19 protein-coding genes, 2 tRNA genes, 1 other RNA gene, 3 pseudogenes and 1 riboswitch are annotated in these 21,087 nt (G+C 72.7%); of the genes and pseudogenes, 11 read left to right on the forward strand and 14 right to left on the reverse strand.

Translation table 11 applies throughout. The features are described from left to right. Positions 1-4: 4 nt before the first annotated feature. Both KPF47_RS38610 and ffs read right to left on the reverse strand, forming a co-directional pair. The gene (locus tag KPF47_RS38610) at positions 5-2,539 is read right to left on the reverse strand and encodes a DNA polymerase III subunit gamma and tau (protein WP_308015379.1); all 2,535 of its coding nucleotides are present in this window, start codon (positions 2,537-2,539) and stop codon (positions 5-7) included. Between the two features lie 51 nt (positions 2,540-2,590). Further along, positions 2,591-2,685: signal recognition particle sRNA small type (ffs, locus tag KPF47_RS11525), an RNA gene on the reverse strand. Positions 2,686-2,765: 80 nt separating this feature from the next. On the opposite strand from ffs, the gene KPF47_RS11530 reads away from it, so the two are divergent. Beyond that, positions 2,766-2,853, forward strand: a tRNA-Ser gene (locus tag KPF47_RS11530). 88 nt (positions 2,854-2,941) lie between these two features. On the opposite strand, the gene KPF47_RS11535 is transcribed toward KPF47_RS11530, so the two are convergent. Further along, positions 2,942-3,391 (reverse strand): tyrosine-type recombinase/integrase, encoded by a 450-nt coding sequence (locus KPF47_RS11535; RefSeq protein ID WP_224388833.1) that lies wholly within the window; start codon positions 3,389-3,391, stop codon positions 2,942-2,944. Between the two features lie 200 nt (positions 3,392-3,591). Between KPF47_RS11535 and KPF47_RS11540 the strand changes: the two genes are divergently transcribed. Beyond that, positions 3,592-4,107, forward strand: a complete 516-nt coding sequence (locus tag KPF47_RS11540; protein ID WP_224388835.1) for an SDR family NAD(P)-dependent oxidoreductase — start codon at positions 3,592-3,594, stop codon at positions 4,105-4,107. Positions 4,108-4,201: 94 nt separating this feature from the next. On the opposite strand, the gene KPF47_RS11545 is transcribed toward KPF47_RS11540, so the two are convergent. Continuing rightward, entirely contained in the window at positions 4,202-4,723 is a 522-nt protein-coding gene (locus tag KPF47_RS11545) for a DinB family protein (RefSeq protein ID WP_224388836.1), read from the reverse strand. Between the two features lie 159 nt (positions 4,724-4,882). Between KPF47_RS11545 and KPF47_RS11550 the strand changes: the two genes are divergently transcribed. From KPF47_RS11550 to KPF47_RS11560, 3 genes are read left to right on the forward strand one after another with little or no spacing between them, the layout of a single operon-like run. Beyond that, positions 4,883-5,929, forward strand: a complete 1,047-nt coding sequence (locus tag KPF47_RS11550) for a DUF418 domain-containing protein (RefSeq protein ID WP_224388838.1) — start codon at positions 4,883-4,885, stop codon at positions 5,927-5,929. Between the two features lie 51 nt (positions 5,930-5,980). Then, positions 5,981-6,823 (forward strand): CPBP family intramembrane glutamic endopeptidase, encoded by an 843-nt coding sequence (locus tag KPF47_RS11555; protein WP_224388840.1) that lies wholly within the window; start codon positions 5,981-5,983, stop codon positions 6,821-6,823. Next, on the forward strand, positions 6,820-7,833 hold the full coding sequence (locus tag KPF47_RS11560) for a YdcF family protein (protein ID WP_224388842.1): 1,014 nt from the start codon (positions 6,820-6,822) through the stop codon (positions 7,831-7,833). The genes KPF47_RS11555 and KPF47_RS11560 overlap by 4 nt, the downstream gene beginning before the upstream one ends. Positions 7,834-7,855: 22 nt before the next feature. Here the strand turns inward: KPF47_RS11560 and KPF47_RS11565 are convergent, their stop codons facing one another. Next, positions 7,856-8,230, reverse strand: coding sequence for a VOC family protein (locus KPF47_RS11565; RefSeq protein WP_224388844.1), 375 nt, complete (start codon positions 8,228-8,230; stop codon positions 7,856-7,858). A 75-nt stretch (positions 8,231-8,305) separates the two neighbouring features. Then, positions 8,306-8,371, forward strand: a riboswitch (guanidine-III (ykkC-III) riboswitch). A 20-nt stretch (positions 8,372-8,391) separates the two neighbouring features. Between KPF47_RS11565 and KPF47_RS11570 the strand changes: the two genes are divergently transcribed. After that, positions 8,392-8,706, forward strand: a complete 315-nt coding sequence (locus tag KPF47_RS11570; protein WP_224388846.1) for a multidrug efflux SMR transporter — start codon at positions 8,392-8,394, stop codon at positions 8,704-8,706. Between the two features lie 90 nt (positions 8,707-8,796). Here KPF47_RS11570 and KPF47_RS11575 read toward each other — a convergent pair whose 3' ends face one another. From KPF47_RS11575 to KPF47_RS11615, 9 genes are all read right to left on the reverse strand, one after another. After that, on the reverse strand, positions 8,797-9,639 hold the full coding sequence (locus KPF47_RS11575) for an IS5 family transposase (RefSeq protein ID WP_224386276.1): 843 nt from the start codon (positions 9,637-9,639) through the stop codon (positions 8,797-8,799). A 113-nt stretch (positions 9,640-9,752) separates the two neighbouring features. Further along, the gene (locus KPF47_RS11580; RefSeq protein WP_224388848.1) at positions 9,753-10,058 is read right to left on the reverse strand and encodes a hypothetical protein; all 306 of its coding nucleotides are present in this window, start codon (positions 10,056-10,058) and stop codon (positions 9,753-9,755) included. A 97-nt stretch (positions 10,059-10,155) separates the two neighbouring features. Continuing rightward, positions 10,156-10,626, reverse strand: a complete 471-nt coding sequence (locus KPF47_RS11585) for a (2Fe-2S)-binding protein (RefSeq protein ID WP_224388850.1) — start codon at positions 10,624-10,626, stop codon at positions 10,156-10,158. A gap of 10 nt (positions 10,627-10,636) precedes the next feature. After that, entirely contained in the window at positions 10,637-12,988 is a 2,352-nt protein-coding gene (locus KPF47_RS11590) for a molybdopterin cofactor-binding domain-containing protein (protein WP_224388852.1), read from the reverse strand. A gap of 409 nt (positions 12,989-13,397) precedes the next feature. After that, complete coding sequence (locus tag KPF47_RS11595) at positions 13,398-13,766, reverse strand: hypothetical protein (protein WP_224388854.1); 369 nt, start codon at positions 13,764-13,766, stop codon at positions 13,398-13,400. Between the two features lie 112 nt (positions 13,767-13,878). Then, the gene (locus tag KPF47_RS11600; protein WP_224388856.1) at positions 13,879-14,502 is read right to left on the reverse strand and encodes a maleylpyruvate isomerase family mycothiol-dependent enzyme; all 624 of its coding nucleotides are present in this window, start codon (positions 14,500-14,502) and stop codon (positions 13,879-13,881) included. A 124-nt stretch (positions 14,503-14,626) separates the two neighbouring features. After that, positions 14,627-14,711: transfer RNA gene (locus KPF47_RS11605), tRNA-Ser, on the reverse strand. A 21-nt stretch (positions 14,712-14,732) separates the two neighbouring features. Further along, a complete protein-coding gene (locus tag KPF47_RS11610) occupies positions 14,733-15,206 on the reverse strand; it encodes a nucleoside deaminase (RefSeq protein WP_224388858.1) in 474 nt (157 codons plus the stop codon). A gap of 1 nt (position 15,207) precedes the next feature. Beyond that, on the reverse strand, positions 15,208-15,723 hold the full coding sequence (locus KPF47_RS11615) for a tRNA adenosine deaminase-associated protein (protein WP_224388860.1): 516 nt from the start codon (positions 15,721-15,723) through the stop codon (positions 15,208-15,210). Between the two features lie 109 nt (positions 15,724-15,832). Here KPF47_RS11615 and KPF47_RS11620 point away from each other — a divergent pair, with 109 nt between their 5' ends. From KPF47_RS11620 to KPF47_RS40820, 5 genes and pseudogenes are all read left to right on the forward strand, one after another. After that, positions 15,833-17,044: a M20 family metallopeptidase gene (locus KPF47_RS11620; protein ID WP_224388862.1), complete on the forward strand. Its 1,212-nt coding sequence runs from the start codon at positions 15,833-15,835 to the stop codon at positions 17,042-17,044. A gap of 485 nt (positions 17,045-17,529) precedes the next feature. Continuing rightward, the gene (locus tag KPF47_RS11625; RefSeq protein WP_308015380.1) at positions 17,530-18,330 is read left to right on the forward strand and encodes an MFS transporter; all 801 of its coding nucleotides are present in this window, start codon (positions 17,530-17,532) and stop codon (positions 18,328-18,330) included. A gap of 47 nt (positions 18,331-18,377) precedes the next feature. Further along, positions 18,378-19,269 (forward strand): annotated as a pseudogene (locus tag KPF47_RS11630) (IS5 family transposase); the annotation flags it as partial. 21 nt (positions 19,270-19,290) lie between these two features. Further along, a pseudogene (locus tag KPF47_RS11635) lies at positions 19,291-19,878 on the forward strand (MFS transporter); the annotation flags it as partial. Positions 19,879-19,991: 113 nt separating this feature from the next. After that, a pseudogene (locus KPF47_RS40820) lies at positions 19,992-21,073 on the forward strand (amidase family protein). Positions 21,074-21,087: the final 14 nt, after the last annotated feature.

Raw genomic sequence — 21,087 nt, forward strand, 5'->3', positions numbered from 1 at the left:
GGGGTCAGCGCGGGTCGATCGTGCGTGCTCCCAGGTGCGAGGTGAGGATCTCCAGCGCCGCGGCCTCGGGGTCGCGACGGGCGCCCGGTGACGCCGCCTCGGCCGCGGCCTCGGCGAGCATGTCCTCCTCCTCGGCGGCCTGGTTCCGTACCGGGGCCGGTCGTGCGCCCGGACCGTCGCCCCCCTGCGGTCCGGTGTCACGAGGGTCCGGCGGCGCGTCCTCCGGCGGCGGCTCCGGCGGCAGCGGCACGTCCGAGCCGCCGGCAGGACGGCGAGCGGGCCGCCCGCCCTGCTCGCGCTGCGGCGCGTCACGCTGCGACGGTCGCTGCGGCACCGAGCGCTGCGCGCGTTCCGGTGCGGCGCGACGCGCGGTCGCCGCCTCCCCGGTGTCGCAGTGGACCCGCCACTGGACCCCGAGGACGGCACGCAGCGCGTCGGCGATCACGTCGGTGTTGCGCGCCTCGGACAGCCGCCGGGCCAGCGGTGGGGCGCCGATCGCGAGGACCAGGGTGTCGCCGTCGACCGCCCGGACCGTGGCGTTGACCAGCAGCGCCTCGGTGCTGCGGCTGCGCTGACGCACAGCGGCCAGGATCTCCGGCCAGACCCGGCGGACCGCCGTCGCGTCCAGCGACGACGCCGACGAGACCGGCTGTGCCGATTCCGGGGGCACGGCGTCGGCGGGGGCGCCGTCGCGGGGCGGCGCGGGCCGGCGGGGTGGGGCCTCCTGCGCAGCGGGCTCCTCGGCCCCGCCCGCTCCCGGCCCGTCCGCCCTGCGGTCGTCCGCCGGCCGACCCTCTGCGGCCGGGCCGTCCGCACCTGCGCCGTCCGTCGGGGCCGGGACGCCGGTCGCTTCGGAGGGCGCACCGGGGCCCGCGGTGGCGGGAGCGCGTTCCGCGGAACGCCCCGCGCCGGACTCCGTGCCAGCGGCCGCCGCTGCCTGCGTCGGCGCGCTCCCGTGTCCGCGTGGTCCGGTCGCCCCGTCGGCGTGGGGTGCCGGGGCGCCCGGCGGACGGTCCCCGGCCTCGTCGGACGCGGGGCCTCGGCCGGGGTCCGCACCGTCCCGGTCCGGGGCGTCGCCGCTCCGGTCCGCACCGGAGGCCGCCGCCGGAGCAGCTGCGGTGGCCGTGGCCCGGCTGTCGTCGTGTTCCGCGGCACGCGCCGCGCCCGCCTCCTGCCGGGTCCCCGCGGCCTCCGGGGCGGCGGGACCCGGTGCGGGCTCGGCGGGCCGGGAGGGTGCCGGCACGGACGCCGGGGCGCCGGCCTCGCGTTCGGCGGAACGCGACGACGCACCACCGGCCGGCTCCGGAGCCGCCGGGCGCTCGCTGGGCCGCACGAACCGCGTGGCGCCGCCGCCGTCGGACGGGGCGGCGTCGGGCGCGATGGCGTTGCGCCGCTCGATGCGCTCCAGGCGTTCGAGCAGCCCGCCGTCGGACGTCGTGGCCGCGGGGAGCAGCATCCGGGCGACCAGCAGCTCCAGCAGCAGCCGCGGCGCGGTCGCCCCGCGCATTTCGATCAGCCCCTGGTGCAGGATCTCGCCGTAGCGGGTGAGGGTCGCCGGGCCGAGCCGGGCGGCCTGGTCGGCCATCCGGGACAGCTCGTCCTCGGCGCCGTCGACCAGGCCCTGCTCCGCGGCGTCGGGCACCGCCTGCACGAGCATCAGGTCACGGAAGCGCTGCAGCAGGTCCGAGGCGAACCGGCGCGGGTCGTGCCCGGCCTCGACGAGGCGGTCCACCGCACCGTAGACGGCCGCACCGTCGGCAGCGGCGAGCGCGTCGACGGTGTCGTCGATCAGGCCGGAGTCGGTCACCCCCAGCAGTGCGACCGCCCGCTCGTAGGTCACGCCCTGCGGACCGGCACCGGCGAGCAGCTGGTCCAGCACCGACAACGTGTCCCGGGCCGAGCCACCCCCCGCGCGGATGACCAGCGGGAACACCGGCGGCGCGACGGTCACCTGCTCCTCGCCGCAGATCCGCTCCAGCAGCGCGCGCATCGTCCCGGGCGGGATCAACCGGAACGGGTAGTGGTGGGTCCGCGACCGGATCGTCGGGAGCACCTTCTCCGGCTCCGTCGTCGCGAACACGAAGACCAGGTGCTCCGGCGGCTCCTCGACGATCTTGAGCAGCGCGTTGAAGCCCTGGGTGGTGACCATGTGCGCCTCGTCGACGACGAACACGCGGTAGCGCGACTCGGCCGGTGCGTAGAAGGCCCGGTCCCGCAGCTCACGCGCATCCTCCACGCCACCGTGGGACGCGGCGTCGAGCTCGACGACGTCGATGCTGCCCGATCCCTCGGGAGCGAGCGCGATGCACGAGTTGCAGACGCCGCACGGGTCGGGCGTCGGCCCCTGCTCGCAGTTCAGCGAGCGCGCCAGGATGCGGGCGGAGGACGTCTTCCCGCAGCCCCGCGGCCCGGAGAACAGGTACGCGTGGTTGATCCGCCCCGCGGTGAGGGCGGTGGCCAGGGGCTCGGTGACGTGCTCCTGCCCCACGACGTCGGCCAGCTTGGCCGGGCGGTACTTGCGGTACAGAGCCAGAGCCACGAGGAGAAGGCTACCCAGGGGGTCCGACACTTCCGGGACCCGCTCGGAGACAGAAGGGGACCCCGCGCACCCGCCAGAGCCTGTTGACCCTTGCTGCCTTCCGGCCCTGGGGGAGTTCACAGGATGGACGCCGCACGGGGTCCACGGACAGTGTGCCACGGACGACCCCGCCGGGACGTGAGGGGGCCGCGACGGATCACCGGGAGCGTCGCGTAACCTCTTCCGCGGAGGATTCGCCTAGTGGCCTAGGGCGCACGCTTGGAAAGCGTGTTGGGAGCAATCCCTCACGGGTTCAAATCCCGTATCCTCCGCCAGCCTGAACAGCCAGAACGCCGGGCGGCTCCCACGCGGAGCCCCCGGCGTTCGGCGTTGTGGTTGCAGTTGTGGTTGCAGTCGGCCCCCTCAGGCGGCCGGTGACGCCCCTCCCCCACCTTCGTTCGGCTTCCAGATCAGGTCGCCGACACGGACCGCCACGTCTCGCCGCGCTGCTGCAACCACATGCTGATAGCGGGCCGCGATCGCGGTGCTCGCCCACCCCATGACCGACATGACGGTGCGCTCCGGAACTCCGAGCAGGAGCAGCACGGTCGCCGCGGTGTGCCGGGCATCGTGCAGCCGGCGTTCCGGGACGCCTGCTCTGTCGAGCAACTTCTTCCAGCGGTGGTAATCCGTGGACGGATTCAGCGGGCGCCCCGTCGGACTGGTGAAGACGTAGTCGCCCTCGTCCCACATCTCGCAGGCGGCGGCGCGTTCCTGCGCCTGCGCTTCGCGATGCCTCTTCAACAGTTCCACCAGCGCATCCGGGAGCCCAATTCCCCGCCGGCCCGCGCGGGATTTCGTCTTAGAGGTCATTTCAGAACGAGGTCGACGTGTCTGTTGTAGACGACAAGCGGCTATCTGACCTGCCGTTTGATCTGTCGTCGAGGGGTCAATGGAAACTCGACAAGTCGTTCTGAAACGACCTCTTAGAGCGTCCGGCAGTAGAGGTGGCCGTGTGTCGGTGTTGGTAGAGACACGGACCTGCAAGTGATCATGGGATTGCTGATGTCCTGATGGTCGCCTGGAGAGTCCGTGCCTCTACCTGCAACGACACCCCCACGACCTCATTTGCCGGGCGCTCTTACACCCGACAACAGATCGACCGACAGATCTCGATCAATGTCGTCGGCACGATCCTCATGATCCGGGCGAGCTTGCGGCATTTCGGGCCGGACGGTGGTTCGATTCTCAACATCGGTTCGCTGGACAGTGCCCGGGCGGTACCCGGGATGTCGGTGTACGCCGCGACGAAGGGCGCCGTCGACGCCTTGACGCGGGTCCTCGCGGCCGAGCTCGGTCCCCGGGGGATCCGGGTCAACACCCTGGCTCCGGGTGGAGTGGAGACCGAAGGCATCCACGCCAGCGGCTTCATGGGGAGCGACGCCGAGACCGAGATGATCGGACGTACCCCGCTGGGTCGCCTCGGCAGGCCCGAGGACCTCGCGCGGGTGGCGCTGTTCCTCGCCGGTGACGCCTCCGGATGGGTCACGGGCGAGCGCCTCACCGCGTCGGGCGGCCTGCGGAGCTAGGGCGGGGGCCGCTCCGGGTGGGGCCGGTCCCGCCCCGGCCCACGAACCGCTCGCGTGGGCCGGGACGACGGCACCGGGCCGCGGTCCGGCCGCGTCACCGCGCGGCCCGGATCAGCCGCAGCTGCCCGATCTCGGCGACGTTCTTGGTCAGCTCGGTGTTCACCCAGGCCAGGGTGTCCCCGACGGTCATGTCCGCGCCCTCCCCCCACGGGAACGTCGCCCCCGCCGCGAGGTCGTCGTCGGCCAGGCCGTCCAGCACGGCCGTCCACCCGTCGTGCAGTGCGCGCATCCAGGCGACCGTCGACGCGGCGTCGCCGGGCCACACCACGTCGGTGCGGTCCCGCGGCGGCCTGCCCCGCAGGTGGTCCGTCGCCACCGACCACCACCAACCGATGTGCCAGGTGACCCAGGCGACGGTCGGCACGGGGACCGGGTCGGGCTCCGTGTCCGCCCAGTCGGGGAGCCAGGTCCCGTCGTCGGACCGGCGCACGGTCCGGCACAGGCGCGCCGGCTCCCACAGCATGTCCTCGTCGTGCAGCCGGTCGAGGTGGTACTCGAACAGCGCCCAGGTCAGGTGGAACTGCCGGCGCAGCAGCTCGGTCCGGGTCGGTGGCATCGGCGCAGCGTCGCACCGGGAGGACGCGTGGTCACCCCGTTTCGCGGACGGGAGGGACCCGCCGGCCGAAAGTACGACCTGCCCACGGCCGGGATCGGCCCGCGGGCCGATCCGCGCCCGCGGCACGACCGCCACGCTGGACACATGGACCGAACAGACGTGGGCGCCCCCACGGCCCGGACGACCGCCGCCCCGGGCCGGGTCGAGGCCCTCGATGCCCTCCGCGGGCTGGCCCTGTGCGGGATCCTGCTCGTCAACATGCCCGCGATCGCCGAGCTCCCGCTCGACGCGGGCCCCTGGCGCGGCACGATCCCCCAGTGGCTGGAGCTCACCGCGCACCAGCGCTTCTTCCCGTTGTTCTCGTTCCTGTTCGGACTCGGCACGGCACTGTTCCTGGACGGGGCCGCCCGCCGGACCGCCCGCCCGCGGCTCGTACTGCTGCGCCGGCTGCTCGCCCTCGGCGTGCTCGGCGCCGCCCACCATCTCCTGCAGCCCGGCGAGGCCCTGCTCCCGTACGCGATCGTCGGCACGGTCGTGCTGCTCCCTGCGACCTGGCTGCCACGCCCGGTGATCGCGCTCGGCGGAGCCGTCGCGACGGGACTGGCGCTCGCGTTCACCAGCGGCGGGCTCCTCCTGGTCCCCGGTCTGTTCCTGCTGGGGTTCGCCGCCGCCCGCTACGGCCTGCACCACGCGATCGCGGCGCCGAACCGGGCCGTGTGGGCCGCCGTGCTGGCCGGGGCGGTCGTCGTGGCGGTGCCGCTGCTGAGCATCCAGGTCGACACCATCGAGTACAGCGGCTTCGACCACGCGTCCTCGACCGCCGGGCTCGTCATGGCCGTGGGGTACGCGAGCGCTCTGGTCCTGCTGACGGCCTCCCCCGTCGGGCCGTGGGTGACGTCGGTCCTCGCCCCGCTCGGGCGCCTCGCCCTGACGAACTACCTCACGGCGACGGTGCTGGTCGTGCTGCTCACCACGGTGCCGGCGTTCTCCGGTCCGGACGGGTACCGCGCTCTGCTGCCCCTCGCCGCGGCGATCCTCACGCTCCAGGTCGTCCTGAGCCGCCGGTGGCTGCGGCGTTTCCGGTACGGACCGGTGGGGTGGTTGTGGCGCAGCATCTCCTGGTGGTCACCCGCACGGATGGCGCGGGCCGACGACGGTCACCCGGACGTGCATTCTTCCCGCCGGGCGGTCGACCGAGCGCCATGATCGGACGGGCGCGACCGCACGAGCGGCGGCCCGTCACCACGAGGAGGACCGATGACCGGCGAGAACCGCACGCGGGCCGGGGACAGCCGCTGGGGACGCGCCGCGGTGGCGACGGTGGTCGTCGTGGCTGCGGTGTTCGCGGGCCAGTTCCTCTGGGTGGCGGTGCGTCCGCCGGCGCCCCCGTCCGACGGGATGCGACTGTGGCAGGCGACCGAGCTGGTCGTCCCCTTCGGCGTGTCGCTGGTCCTGCTCGTGCTGTGGCTGCGGCTGTGGGAGAGCCGGGGGCCGTCGGGCCTCGGGGTCCCCGTCCGCCGGCCGGTCCGGGCGGTGTTGGGTGCGGGGCTGCTGGCCCTGCTGGTCCTCGCGGTGGCCGCCGTCGCCGGTGCGCTCGTCGCCGGCGACGACGGTGGTGGTGACGGGCAGGCCCCGGACGGGGCCACCGCGATCCCGGGGGTGTTCGCCCTGGTACTCGTACTCGCCGCGACCGCCGTGCAGGCCTCCACCGAGGAGCTGCTGTTCCGCGGCTACCTGCTCGGCACGGTGCGCACCGGGTTCGGCAGCGGTGTCGCCGTCGCGTTCAGCTCGGTCGTGTTCGGCCTGTGCCACTCGTTCAACTCCGGCGCCACCGTCGTCTACGTGGCGACGACCGTCGCGCTGGGCGCCCTGCTGGGCGTCATCTCGCTGGGCCGGGGTGGGCTGTGGGCCGCCTGCTCCTTCCACACCGTCTGGAACGCGGTGCAGAACCTCCAGGCCGATCCGGCCGCCCCGGCCCGCGACAGCGGGACGACCGCGGTCGACGTCGCGGTCCTGCTCGCGATCGTGTGCTGTGTCGTGGTCGCGGTGTGGCTCCGTCGCCGTCGCCCCGTCCCGGACCGGACGCGGGTGGCCCGGTGACGGCTGCCGGTGTCCTGGTGGCGCTGGCCGCGCTGTCGGCGGCGCTGTGCGTGGTCGGCGTGCTCGTCGAGCGACGGCGGTTCCGCAACGCGGTGGCCGGCGGCACGGCGGTGGTCCTGCTCCTGATGGCGCTGATCGCCGAGCTCCCCCGGTTCGACGTCGGCGTCGTCGACCTGGCGACGGCGCTCGTCGCGGCGCTGCTGGGCGTGTTCGTGCTCGTGCTGACGGGCTTCCTGCTGGTCAACGGCATCGTCATGACGCGCAGGGAGGGACGACGGCCGGCGAACCTGCTGTCCCTGCTCGCGGGTCTGGCCTGCCTCGCGGTCGTGGTGCTCGTCCCGCTCACGCTGCGTCTGGAGAACCGGTTCCTGACCACGGTCACCTACGTGACGCTGCTGCTGGCGGCCTACCTCGGTTTCCTGCTGTGCAGCCTGCTGGCCTACGCCGTCGTCTACCGCAGCGTCGGGTTCCGTCCCGGGGTCGACTTCGTCGTGGTGCTCGGGTCGGGGCTCGTCCGCGGTGTGGTGCCGCCGCTGCTCGCCTCCCGTCTGGACCGTGCGGCGGCCCTGTGGGAGCGGGAACGGGAGCGCGGTGGCGACCCGATGCTGGTGACCTCCGGCGGCCGGGGCCCCGACGAGCCGGTCGCCGAGGCCGTGGCGATGGCCGACCACCTCGTCGCCCGGGGTGTGCCGTCGGAGAGGATCCTGCGCGAGGACCGGTCGCGGACGACCCGGGAGAACCTCGTGTTCAGCCTGGCGCTCATGGCCGAACGGGTGCCCGATCCCCGGTGCGCCGTCGTCACCAACGACTTCCACGCCTTCCGGGCCGCCCTGACCGCTCGCCGGGCCGGGGTGGACGGCCAGGTCGTCGGCTCGCCGACCGCCCGGTACTACCGGCCCAGCGCCACCCTGCGCGAGTTCGTCGCGATCCTGGCCGAGCACCGGGCCCTGAACGCCACGATCGGCATCGCGCTGGTCGTGCTCGGTGTCGTGGTGGGCCTCGACCGGTAGCCGGGGCCGGCCCCGTCCGTCCTCAGGCCGGGGCGCGCCGGTCCCCGCCGTCGACGACGCAGAACCGGTTGCCCTCCGGGTCCTGCAGGATCACGTAGTCGGCGTCGGCCGGCCGGTGCCGCCACGGGACCTCCTGCGCGCCGAGGGCGACCAGACGCCGGACCTCGGCCCGCTGGTCGTCGGCGTAGAGGTCCAGGTGGATGCGCGGCGGCAGGGCCCGCTCGGCCGGGGCGACGTCGAGCGACACGTTCGGGCCGGGGCGGCCGCGCCGCGGGCGGAGGAGCACGAAGTCGTCGTCGGACGGGGTGCGGGCCTCGTAGTCGAGCGCCGCGCTCCAGAACCGGACCTGCCGCGCGAGGTCGGTGACGCGCAGGACGATCGAGCCGACGACCAGCATGCCGACGACGGTAGGGGACGGTCCGACCGGTCACCATCGCTCGCCCCGTGACCGGGGATCGTCCATCCTGGTACCGGACCCGCCCACCGGTGGCGTCCCCGGACGAGACGCGCCGTACCCGGAACGCCAAGACGACGCATCCCCTCCGGGAGGAGCTCGTCATGGCATGGATCTACCTCGTGGTCTCCGGTGTGCTGGAGACGGTGTGGGCCGCCGCGCTGTCGCAGAGCCGCGGGTTCAGCAGGCTCGGCCCGTCGCTGCTGTTCGCGGGCGCGCTGGCCCTGAGCATGGGCGGACTGGCCCTGGCGTTGCGGGACCTGCCCGTCGGCACCGCGTACGTCGTGTGGGTCGGCATCGGCGCGGTCGGCACCGCGCTGTACGGCATGGCCGCCCTCGGCGAACCGGCGACCACGGCGCGGCTGCTGTGCCTGCTGGCGATCGTCGCCGGAGTGGTGGGGCTGAAGGTCCTGCACTGACCCGGGAACGACGGCAGGGCCGGCACCCCGTGAGGAGTGCCGGCCCTGCCGCCGGGGAGCCCCTTAGAGGTCGCGCGGATTGGTTGGTGATCATGGACGTCGTGCAGGTCGGGCGTTCCAGCGGTGTGTGGTCCAGGCCTGCCGAATCAAGCTACGGAGTGTGACGATCGTGTCGGCGAGGTCGAAGAACGCGTCGACGACGATTTCTCGTCGTTCGTAGCAGCGCTGCAGCCGGTTGAAGCTGTTGTGCCAAGCGTTGGTCCGCTCGACGTGCCAGCGGCGGGTGGCCTGGATCGGCGCTTTCTCACCCTTGTGCGCGATCTCGCCGTGCAGGCCTCGTTCGGCCAGCGTGTCGCGGGTCTTGCCGGAGTCATAGCCGGCGTCGAGGTGCACGGTGATGTCGTCGGGCAGCGGGCCGAGAGCATCGAGGCGGTCGAGGGTGGGGCCCAGTAGCGGGGAGTCGTGCCGGTTGGCTCCGGCCAGGACTCGGCCCAGCGGGATGCCGTATCCCTCGACGAGCACCGAACGTTTCATACCCTGTTTGCGCCGGTCCACCGGCGACGGACCGGCGACCTCGCCGCCGCCGGGGGCCTTGGTGATGGCGCCATCGACGGCGATGTCGTGCAGCAGCAGACCGACGATGCGGTCGTAGGCGTCCAGGACGATCCGACGCAGCTGGGCGAAGACCCCGAGCCTGATCCACTCGTCACGACGATCGCGGATGGTGGTCGCCGAGCAGGTGCTGTCAGCGATGCCCTCATACGAGCAGCCGAACCGCAGTACCTGCAGGAGCTTGTCGAACACGATCCGATCCGCGATCCGGCGGCGATGGCAGCCCAGCGGATGGGTGGGATCGAACTCGTCTCGATGAGGCAGCAGCGCGGTGAACTGGTCCCACAACGGCTCGGTCAGCCATGATGGCAGGGTGGGCACGCGGCCTCCAGACGATCACGAAGCGTAGATAACTTCATGATCGGCAGGCCCGTACCCGCCCTCGCCCCCAGACACTCGACCGCGGCCAAGCTGTGACCAATCCGCGCGACCTCTTACTCGAAGGGTCCGTCCTTCACCAGTCCACCGACCGGACCCTCGACGAAGCGGGGGTCGGCCTGCGGGATCTCGGTGTCGGTGCCGTTGACGCCGTCCGGCCGGTTGGACGGCGAGAAGGTGTCGGCGGCGTCGAGGAAGCTCGCCCCGAAGGTCTCGACGGTGGCTCCCACCGCGTCGAGGCCCTGGGTCGGGCTCTGGGTGCTGGGGAAGCCGTGGGCGTCGCCGGTGTCGGCGGCGGCGATCCCGGCCAGCGGGAACGCCACGGCGGTGAGGGCGCCGACGGCGATCAGCGATCGCCGCATCCGGTTCTTCATCGAATCCGTCCTTCGATTGCGGGGGAGCAGACCGTTCACACTAACGGCCCAACGAACTACGGCGTACGGAGCACGCCGCACGGGCTCACATGTTGTCGGCGCCGGCCTTGATCGCCTCGCGGATGCGGTTGTAGGTGCCGCACCGGCAGATGTTGCGGATCTCGTCGAGGGCCTCGTCGTCGATCGAACGCCCTTCGGCCGCACACCGCTTCACCAGGTCGACCGCGGCCATGATCTGACCGGGCTGGCAGTAGCCGCACTGCGCGACGTCCTTGTCGATCCACGCCTGCTGCATCGGGTGCAGCTCGTCGCCGTTCGACAGCCCCTCGATCGTGGTGATCTCGTCGGACTCCGAGATCGCGCCGACCGGCACCGAGCACGGGTTGAACGCCTTGCCGTTGATGTGGCTGGTACAGGCCTTGCAGACGTTGATCCCGCAGCCGTACTTGGGGCCGGTCACCCCGAGGAGGTCACGCAGGACCCAGAGCACGCGGACGTCGTCCTCGACGTCGACGGTGACCTTCTCACCGTTCACCGTGAAGGTGTGGGAACCCATGTCAGTCTCCTCAGCGGGCGAAGTCGAGGCCGTTGGTGGGCGACGGCGGAATCGGCGGGATCGTCGGGTACGGCTCGAACGGCAGCGGTTCGTTGTGCAGGATCGGGAACTCGGTCGGCACCGTCCCGGTCGCCCGGGCGTAGGCACACGCGATCGCCCCGCAGGTCGCCGCCACCCCGAACTCGCCGGCACCACCGGGCTCGGGGGCCTCGGAGTCCTCGATGAGCACGATGTTCATCTCGGGCGGGGTGTTCCACTGCCGGGTGTAGAAGTAGTTGTCCCAGCTGGCCTCGATGAAGTGGCTGTCCTCGAGATGCAGACCCGAGGTCAGGGTCATCGCGATGCCGTCGTTGATCCCGCCCATCATCTGGGCCTCCAGGCCCCGCGAGTTGATGATCAGGCCGACGTCGACGACGTAGGTGATCTTCGTGACGCGTGGCCCGGTACGGGCGGACCGGATCTTCCGGTTGACGGTCTCGGGACGGCAGTCGAGCTCGACGACGGCGCAGGCGACGCCCTTGTACTCGACGTGCATCGCGATGCCCTGGGCGGTGCCCGCGGGCATCGACTTGCCCCAGTCCGCCTCCTGGGCGGCCCGGTCGACGACGTTCTTCCAGCGGGTCAGCTTGGTGTAGGCGGACCGGAACTCGTACGGGTCCTTGCCCATCTTCTCGGCGACGCGGTCGACCATCAGCTCACGCGCGGTCGCCGTGTCCGGGGAGTAGATGTTGCGCATCGACGAGGTGTTGAAGCGCATGTCGACCTCGTTGAGCAGCGAGGTCGCGACACCGACGTTGTACGGGTTGGTCTGCGTCGTGAGGTACAGGGTCTGCGAGACCGTGTAGTTGCCGCCCGGTGCCTTCTGGGCCGCCGCAGTGATCGCCTCGCCGAGGCCGGGGTTGCCCTCCGTCGCGACGCTCGTGTGCCGGATCTCGAAGCTGGAGACGGCGTCGCCGCTGACCTGGGCACGCACCCGGCAGGTGGCCATGGGGTGCGTACGGCCCTGGCGGGAGTCGTCGGCGCGGGTCCACATCAGCTTCACCGGCTTGCCCATGAGCTGGGAGACCTCGGCCGCCTCCTCCGCCGCGTCGAAGAAGAGCTTGCGGCCGAAGGACCCGCCCCCTTCGATGACGTGGAAGGTGACCGCGTTCTGCGCGATGCCGAGCTTCTTCGCGATCTCGGCCTGCGCGGCGATCGGGTTCTTCGCCGGACCCCAGATCTCGGCGGTGCCACCCCGGACGTCGGCGATCGCGCAGTTCGTCTCCAGCGAGGAGTTGCTGCGGAAGTAGAAGGTGAAGTCACCCTCGACCGTCTCGCCGGGGACCTGCGGGACGGCCAGCGGCAGCTCGCCGGCCCGCACCTTCTCCAGCACCGAGCGGTCGTTCTCACCCTCGACCGTGCCGCCGTCCCAGTTGACGTCGAGCGCGTTCACGGCGTCGATGGCCTGGCCGAAGGTCTTCGCGCGGACCGCGACACCCGTCGACATCTCGACGACGTCGGTGACGCCCGGCATGCCCCGGACCTCGTCGATGTTGTTCGCACCCTGCGGTGCCGAGTTCAGGTTCGGGCCGCGGCAGATGACGGTCGGCAGCGCGTCCGGGATCGCGAGGTCGGTGGCGAACTGCTTCTTGCCGGTGACCATCGCGCGGGCGTCGGACTTCGTCCGCGCCGTGCCGATGACGGTGAACTGCTCCCGGTCCTTCAGCACGACGTCGACGGCCTCGTTGACCCCGCTCGACGCCAGCTCGGTGAGCTCGCCGAACGGCAGCTCCTCACCGTTGTTGCCGGTGATGAGGCCCTGGCGGCTGCGCAGCACGTTGACGTCCTGGCGGAGCTCGTTCGCGGCCGCGTCGAGCAGCCGCTTCTGCGCGAGCGCGGCCGCCACCCGGATCGGCGTGTAGGTGGAGAAGGTCGTGCTCGAGCCGGCCGTCAGCTGGTTGAACACCAGCTCGGGGCGCGCATCGGCCAGCGTGACGATGACCTGGTCGGGATCCAGGTTCATCTCCTCCGCAATGATCATCTGCGTCGAGGTGATGATGCCCTGGCCGTTGTCCGAGCGCGGCATGGCGAACGAGACCGTGCCGTCCCGGTTGACCTCGATCCGGATGAGGTTCGCGGTCGGGCGCATCGAGTCCCGGAGGAGGTCGAGCAGGTCGTAGAGCTCGGCGGGCAGGGGCGGCGACGGGATCGCGGCCGCGTTGGCCTGCGGAACACCGGGGAAGTAGGTCTGGCGCCCGATCTCGGCCGCGACGACCAGCGTGGGGGCCGCGACCAGGTAGCCGAGGAACCGGCGGCGGCTGACGTTCTTGCGGCCGTCCCCGGACGCCGGGCGCTCGGGGGCGGTGGCGCTGTGAGCGGGCATCGTTGTCCTCTCCGACTGTGCTGCGGTGCACGACCCGAGGGGCGTCCGGAGCGGGGAGCGGGGGACGTCCGCGGGGCATTCGGGCGATCAACGACGCGTCTGATTCGACGGATACGCGTCGGTACGCGCGACACCTGTGGAGAGAAAACCGCTGGTCGTACCACGGGAGATCGACTGATTCGCAGGTCAACGACTTAGCACTGAGGGTTCCCTTACCCGCAGATGCGGACGACGCGCCGCCCCGAAGTCCGCAGAGGGCGGTTGTCTCGCCGGGCCACGAACCACTCGTACGGGTGATCCGACCGGCGGATCGGATCGGTCCGGCGCGGCCGCCGAACGGCCGCGCCCGCCGCCGGAACTCCCGGGCGACGGGCGCGGGACCTGGGGGTGTCCGGCATGACCACCCCCGTCAGGAGGTGCGACGGCCGGCGCGCAGCAGCCGGACGAAGGTCCAGGGCAGCACGACCAGGGCGCCCAGGACACCGACGAGCCCGGCCGCGACGATCGCCCAGTGCGCGGCGCCGGGCTCGGGGGTCGCCACGAAGCCGGCGGCCAGCACCAGCACCGGGACCGCGACGATGCCCGGCCACACCAGCGTGCCGAGCCACTTCTCCCCGACCGTCCAGGAGCGACCGGTCCAGAGCATCACGACACCGGCGAGCCAGCCGACGACGGGCAGGACGAACCCGCCGAGCATCAGCATCAGGACGGTGAGAACGGGGTAGGCGTCCGGGTCGCCGGGCCGGGTGGGCTCCGGGGTCACGGTCATCGTGGTCATCTCCAGCTCCTCGTGTGGGGGTGTGCACCCACTGTCCCCGCCGGAGGGGGTCGGCCACATCGGAGCCGGGAACGATCCACGGCGTCGGACCACGGGCTGAGACGGGCGGAGATCACTCCGCCCGCGCGAGCACGGCCGCGCCGGGGCCGTCGAGCTCTCCCGGCCGCACCGGCCTCCCCGAGACCGCGAGGAGCAGGGCGAGCACCGTCCCGGTCACCTCCGTGCCGGAACCGATCACGAGGTCGGAGTCGGTCGCCGTCAGGCGGAGACCGGCGACGGTCTCCCGGGCACCCCCGAACGACGCCGACGTGCGGGCCTGCAGCGCCAGCGCGCCGGCGACCGCGACGGGCGCGTAGTGCCGGGCGATCCCCAGCGGACGCCGGATGTCCTCGCCGTGCACCACCATCTCGACCCAGCGGGTCGCGGGCGGAGCGGGCGGCGTGGCGGTCAGCGGCAGGCAGGCCGCGAACCGGCGCAGGGTCTGCGCGGGGGTGGCGCCGCGTTCGCGCGCGACGCCGGCCGCGTTCTGCCGGTCGAAGTCCATCCGGGCGCGCAGCATGCCCAGGACGAACCGGGTCCGGGTGGTCCGGGCGGTGTCGACGAGGTACGCGAGCACGTCGTGGACGGTCCATCCGGGACACAGCGACGGCGTGTCCCACCGGTCCTCGGGGAGCTCCCGCAGGTCGGCGAGCAGTGCGGCACGCTCGGCGTGGACGAGCTTCCAGACCTCGGACACGGGGGCCTCCCGGGCGGTGGGCAGATCATCGACTGCTGCCTGGGACCGCCGCGCCGCCGGGAACTCATCGCCGACGACGTCGGAGGGCCGGACCCCCGACCCGGGGATCCGGCCCTCCGACCAGCGGTAGCGGTGGGATTTGAACCCACGGAGGCGTGAACCTCACGCGCTTTCGAGGCGCGCTCCTTCGGCCGCTCGGACACGCTACCGCCGACAACGGTACAAGAGGGTCAGTCGCATCCGGCGCACGGGGTCCGACCGAAGAACCCGCGCATCAGGGCGGCGGCCTCACCTGCGCGGACCCCGCCGACGACCTCGGGCCGGTGCGCGAGGCGGCGGTCGCGGAGCACGTCCCACAGCGAACCCGCGGCACCGGTCTTGGGCTCCCAGGCCCCGAACACGACGCGCTCGACCCGGGCCAGCCCGATCGCGCCGGCGCACATGGTGCACGGCTCGACGGTCACCGCGAGCGTCGTCCCGGCCAGCCGCCACTCGCCCACGACGGCCGCGGCGGCGCGCAGCGCGAGGATCTCGGCGTGCGCGGTCGGGTCGCCGGTGGCCTCACGGGCGTTGCAGGCCGCCGCGAGCTCGGTGCCGTCGGCGGCGAACACCACCGCGCCGATCGGGACGTCCCCGGTCGCCGCGGCACCGCGCGCGACGTCCAGGGCTCGGCCCAGCGCGAGCCGGTCGGCCGGGCGGAACAACTCAGGAGCCGACGAGCTCGTCCAGCTGGGCGGCGAACCCGCAGCGGCGGGCGATGGTGTCCAGCTGCTCGTCGGGGTAGAGCTCGAGGTCGGAGACGAGGATCTCCAGCTCGTCGGCGGGCAGGCCGAGGTCGGCCAGGATGCCGAGGTCGCCCTCGGGCCAGGCGTCGTCGAGCGCGTCGTCGTCCGGCGGGAGCTCGACGCGGAGCAGGTCGAGCACGTCGGCGGCGACGTCGTAGTCCAGCGCGGCGACCGCGTCGGAGATCAGCAGCCGCACCCCACCCGCGGACGGGCGGAGCAGGACGAAGAACTCGTCGTCGACGTCGAGCAGGCCCAGCACAGCACCGGTGGAGCGCTGCGCGCGCAACGCGGTGATCGCCGCGTCGAGGTCGACCAGCGCCTCGGAGCCCAGCCGGACGCAGCGCCAACGGCCCTCCTCCCGGATCGCGGCGACCGCGAATCCGGGCAGGGCGGCGCCACGGGTACCCGGGGCTGCCTCGACGCTCTGTGTGGCCACGCACCAACGGTACGTCGCACCGGGCCTGTGAGTCACGCCACGACCAGGTACGCGTGGTCGCACCGGGCCCGCGGGCGCCGGACGGCCTCCGATCAGCGACGATCGGTCCATGGCCATCACGCCCGCCTCGGTCGCGGGACTCCCCGGCGACCTCCTCGGGGCCGCCCGCGCACTGCAGCCGCGCACGGTCGCGCTGCGCCGGGAGCTGCACCGCACGCCGGAGCTCGGGCTGCACCTGCCCCGGAGCCGGGACGCGGTGCTGCGGGCGCTCGACGGGCTGGGCCTGCGGACCCGCACCGGCACGTCCTGCACCTCGGTGACGGCGGTGCTCGACGGCGGGCGTCCCGGACCGACGGTGCTCCTGCGGGGCGACATGGACGCGCTGCCGCTACCGGAGCGGACCGGCCTGGACTTCGCCTCGGACACCGCCGGCGTCATGCACGCGTGCGGGCACGACACCCACACCGCCATGCTCGCCTCGGCCGCCCGGCTCCTGGCCGACCGGCGGGACCGGATCGCCGGCCGGGTGGTGTTCATGTTCCAGCCGGGCGAGGAGGGTTTCCACGGCGCCCGGCACATGATCGACGAGGGTGTGCTCGACGAGGACCCCGAGCTGGCCTACGCCCTGCACATCAGCTCGACGGTGCCGACCGGGCAGCTCCACCACCGCCCGGGGCCGATCATGGCGGCCGCGGACGTCCTGCGGGTCCGGGTGACCGGTCGTGGCGGGCACGCCTCCGCGCCGCAGGACGCGTGCGACCCGGTCCCCGCCGCCGCGGCGATGGTCGGCGGCCTGCAGACCCTGCTGACCCGCCGGGTCGGCCCGGCGGAGTCCGCGGTGCTCACCGTGTCCCGGATCGAGGCGGGCACCACCGACAACGTCATCCCGGAGACCGCGGAGCTCACCGGGACGCTGCGGACACTCTCCCGGCCGGTCCGGACGCTGCTGCACGACGCGGTGACCGAGCACTGCAGGCACACCGCGCTCGCCTACGGCTGCACGGCGGAGGTGGTGATCGACCCGGGCTACCCCGTCACCCGCAACGACGACCGCGCGACCGCCGGGCTGGTGCGCGTCGCGGAGGCGGTCCTCGGCCGGGGGGCCTGCGTCGCGATGCCGGATCCGCTGATGGGCGCGGAGGACTTCTCCTACGTGCTGGACCGGGTGCCGGGCGCGCTGGCGTTCCTGGGGGCACGGCCGCCGTCGGTCGACCCGGCCCTCGCGCCGCCGAACCACTCGAACCGGGTGGTGTTCGACGAGGCGGCGTTCCCGGCCGGGGTCGCCGTGTACGCCGGTCTCGCCCTGGCCGCGACGGGCTGAACGCACGACGGCGCCGCGCCCCCGGGAGGGGACGCGGCGCCGTGGTCGCGGTCGTAGCCCTTCCAGTGGCGCTGGGCGTAGGCGGCCAGCGCGGAGGTGACCGCCAGGCCCACCCCCGTGCTCGCGATGATCGACAGGAAAACGGCGCTCGACACAGCCATGACGGCTCCTCCTCACACGGGCACGCGCCGGGTCCGGTGACCGGGTCCGGATGACCCGGGCGGAGTCGCGGCGCTTGCGAGTCCCACGGGCGCTGCCTGCGCCCGCCGACCACGGTCCCACGCCGGAAAAGCACTGTCCCGCCTGCCGGAGCACCGAATCGGATGACTCCGCTCACAGATACCGGACATGCCCCGTCCGGCACCGGGAGCGAGGTCTCGTTAACGTCGGGGAGAACCATTCAACGAAACGGACAGAACGCCACGGACCGACAGTTTCCTGACGAAAGCGTCGCCGTGACGTGCCCTGTCGTTAGGGGGAACGACGTGGACGACACAGCAGAGGGGACGGTGGACGGCGTCACCGTCACCGACCCGGCAACCATGCGCCGCGCTGTTGCGGCGGCCGCGGTCGGAAACATCACCGAATGGTTCGACTTCGGTGTCTACGGTTATCTCGCCACGACCATCGAGGCCGAATTCTTCCCACCCGGACCGCTGTCCCAGGTGGCCGTGTTCGCGACGTTCGCGATCGCGTTCTTCTTCCGCCCGCTGGGCGGCCTGTTCTTCGGCCCGCTGGGAGACCGCATCGGCCGGACCAAGGTCCTGTCGATCACGGTCATCCTGATAGCGCTGGGCACGTTCCTGATCGGACTCATCCCGTCCTACGCCTCGATCGGGCTGGCCGCGCCGATCCTGCTCGTCGCCGACCGCGTCCTGCAGGGCTTCTCGACCGGCGGCGAGTACGCCGGCGCGATGACCTTCATCGCCGAGTACTCCCCCGACCGGCGTCGCGGGTACTTCGGCAGCTTCCTGGAGCTGGGCACCTTCGTCGGCTACGCGCTGGGCGCCACCATCGCCTCGGTGCTGCCGCTGCTGCTCAGCCCGGACGCCATGTCGAGCTGGGGCTGGCGGATCCCGTTCTTCGTCGCGCTGCCGCTGGGCATCGTGGGGGTCTACCTGCGGGTGAAGCTGGAGGAGACCCCGGCCTTCCAGACCCTGCTCTCGGAGTCCGAGGAGCGCGAGGGCACCCAGGTGAAGGACGGGCTCAAGCTGATCTTCACCAGGTACCTGCCGACCTTCGTTCTGGTCGGTGGCGTCGTGGTCGCGTGGAACGTCACGAACTAGGGCGCGTCTCCTAACCCGGCTGGTCGGGCCTGCGCGATGATCAGTAGGTGTCGCGCCGTGCCGTCCTGACCGATGCCCAGTGGGACCGACTCGAGCCGTTACTGCCCTCGTCGGACGGGATGCCAGGGCGCCCGTTCGCCGATCACCGCAGAGTGATCGAGGGGATCATCTACCGGTTCCGCTGCGGGCTGGCCTGGCGTGATGTCCCGGTCGAGTTCGGGCTGTGGCAGACCCTATGGAAACGCCACCGCCGCTACTGCGGTGACGGCACCTGGGACCAGGTTCTCGCAGCTCTGCTCGCCGATGCCGACTCCGCCGGTCTCGTGGACTGGGCCGTGTCGGTCGACTCGACGATCATCCGCGCTCACCAACACGCCGCGACCCTGCAGCGGGACACAGGGGGCCGGATCGAACTACAAGAATCTGCTGATCGAGCCGCCCGATCACGCCTTGGGCCGCTCCCGCGGAGGGCTCGGCACGAAGATCCACCAGCTCGTTGACGGACACGGCCGCCCGCTGGTCGTACTCGTCGGCCCCGGACAGGCCGGTGACGCCCCGATGTTCGCGCACCTGATGTCACATCTGAGCGTCGGACGGGTCGGTCCGGGCCGACCGCGGACCCGGCCCGAGCGGGTCCGCGCAGATAAGGCCTACTCCTCACGCGCCATCCGCGCCCACCTGCGCAGACGACGGATCGTCGCGGTCATCCCGGAGCCGGCTGACCAGCAGGGACACCGGAAACGACGCGGCACACGCGGCGGCCGACCACCGGCGTTCGACCGGGTCGACTACCGCGGCCGCAACGTCGTCGAACGCGGGTTCTGCGAGGTCAAGCAGTGGCGCGGCCTCGCGACCCGCTACGACAAACTCGCCCTGACCTACCGCGGCGGAGTTGCACTGAAGGCCATCGTCACCTGGTTGCGCACTTTAGGAGACACGCCCTACATGCTGACCAGCTACATGCCGACCTACCTGGAGACCACGGTCGACCAGCACGGCGGCACCTCGATCGACTCCACGACGTCGTCCTGGCTGCAGATCGCGGTGCTGTGGCTGGCGGTGCTGGTGATTCCGCTGCTCGGGCGGTTCTCCGACCGGGTCGGGCGCAAACCGATCATGTGGACCGGGGCGGCCGGGCTGATCGTGCTCGGCATCCCCATGATCCTGCTGATGCAGAACGGCTCGGTGCCCTCGGTGTTCCTCGGGCTGCTGCTCATGGGCCTGCTGCTGATCTGCTTCTCCGCCACCGGCCCGTCGACGCTGCCGGCGCTGTTCCCGACCCAGCTCCGCTACGGCGGCCTGTCGATCGCGTTCAACATCTTCGTCTCCGCGTTCGCCGGCACCGTGTCGCTGGTGATGTCCGCGGTCGTGCTCGCCACCGGGGACCTGCTGTGGCCGGGTTACTACCTGATCGCCGCCGGGGTGATCGGTGTCGTGACGCTGCTGTTCCTGCCCGAGACGGCACGCCGTCCGCTGCGTGACGGGCAGCCGTCGGCGTCGTCGCCGGAGGAGGCCCGCGAGATCGCCAGGGAGATGGCCGCGCGCTGATCACCGGTTGTCGGAGTCGGGGAGCGACGGCACGCTGAGCGCGTGCTGCCGCTCCCCGATCTGTTGCGGGCCCTGGCTCGGGCGACCTGTCGCCGTCCGAGCACGTCGACGACGTGCTGTCCGGCTCGACGCCGACACGACCGGGTGCGTGGTCACCCTCGACGCCGAGCGGGCCGCGAGCGCGCCGCCGAGCTGACCGCGCTGTCCGCGGCGGGGCGCAGGCTCGGCCCGCTGCACGGCGTCGCGGTGGGGATCAAGGACCTGGTCGACGTGACCGGTTGCTGCCCACCCGCTGCGGTTCGCGGCTGCTGGCCGACGCCGCCCCCGCGACGGCGGACGCGCCCGTGGTGACGATGCTGCGGGCGGCCGGGGCGGTCGTCGTCGGCAAGCTGCACACCCACGAGTTCGCCTACGGCCCCACCGGTGACGTCGCCGCCACCGGGCCGGCCCGCAACCGCACGACCCGACCCGGATCACCGGTGGCTCCTCGTCCGGGTCGGCCGCGGCCGTCGCCGCCGGGCACCTCGCGCTCGCGGTCGGCACCGACACCGGGGCCAGTGTGCGCACCCCGGCCGCGCTGTGCGGCGTCGCCGGGCTCAAGCCGCGCGCCGCGGCGCGATCCCGGGCGAGCGGGTGTTCCCGCTGGCGGAGTCGTTCGACACCGTCGGGCTGCTCGCCGCCGACGCCGCCTCGCTCGCCGTCGCCCGGACCGCGCTCGGGGAGCCCGGCACCTCGGCCGCCGCGGTGCTGCCCCCGCATCGGCGTCGCCGACGACGACTGGTGGCGCCCGCACGACCCGGTGATGCCGGCGCCGTGCCGTGCGGGCCGCCGCGGATGCGCTCACCGCGCTCGGCGCGCGGTCGCGGGGCAGGACACGCCCGGCGTCGCCGAGCTCGCCGCCACCTACCCGGTGATCACCGGCGCGGAGGCGTGGGCGACCCACCGACGCTGGTTCACCGAGCGCCGCGACGAGTACCAGCCCGCGACCGCCGCCCGGCTCGCCCCGCACGCGGAGGTGCCCGCCCACGTCTACGTCGACGCCCGCCGTGACCGGCGCCGGATCGGCCGCGCCTGCTCGACCGGCTCGGCGCCTCGTGCGACGTGCTGCTGTGCCCCACCACCCGGCTACGGGCCACCCCGATCGGCGCCACCGAGCACGACGGCGCGCCCGTGCTGCCCTCGATGCTGCAGCTGACCTCGCCGTTCAAC

This window comes from Pseudonocardia sp. ICBG1293 (assembly GCF_020131355.1).
In the GTDB taxonomy this organism is placed as follows: domain Bacteria; phylum Actinomycetota; class Actinomycetes; order Mycobacteriales; family Pseudonocardiaceae; genus Pseudonocardia.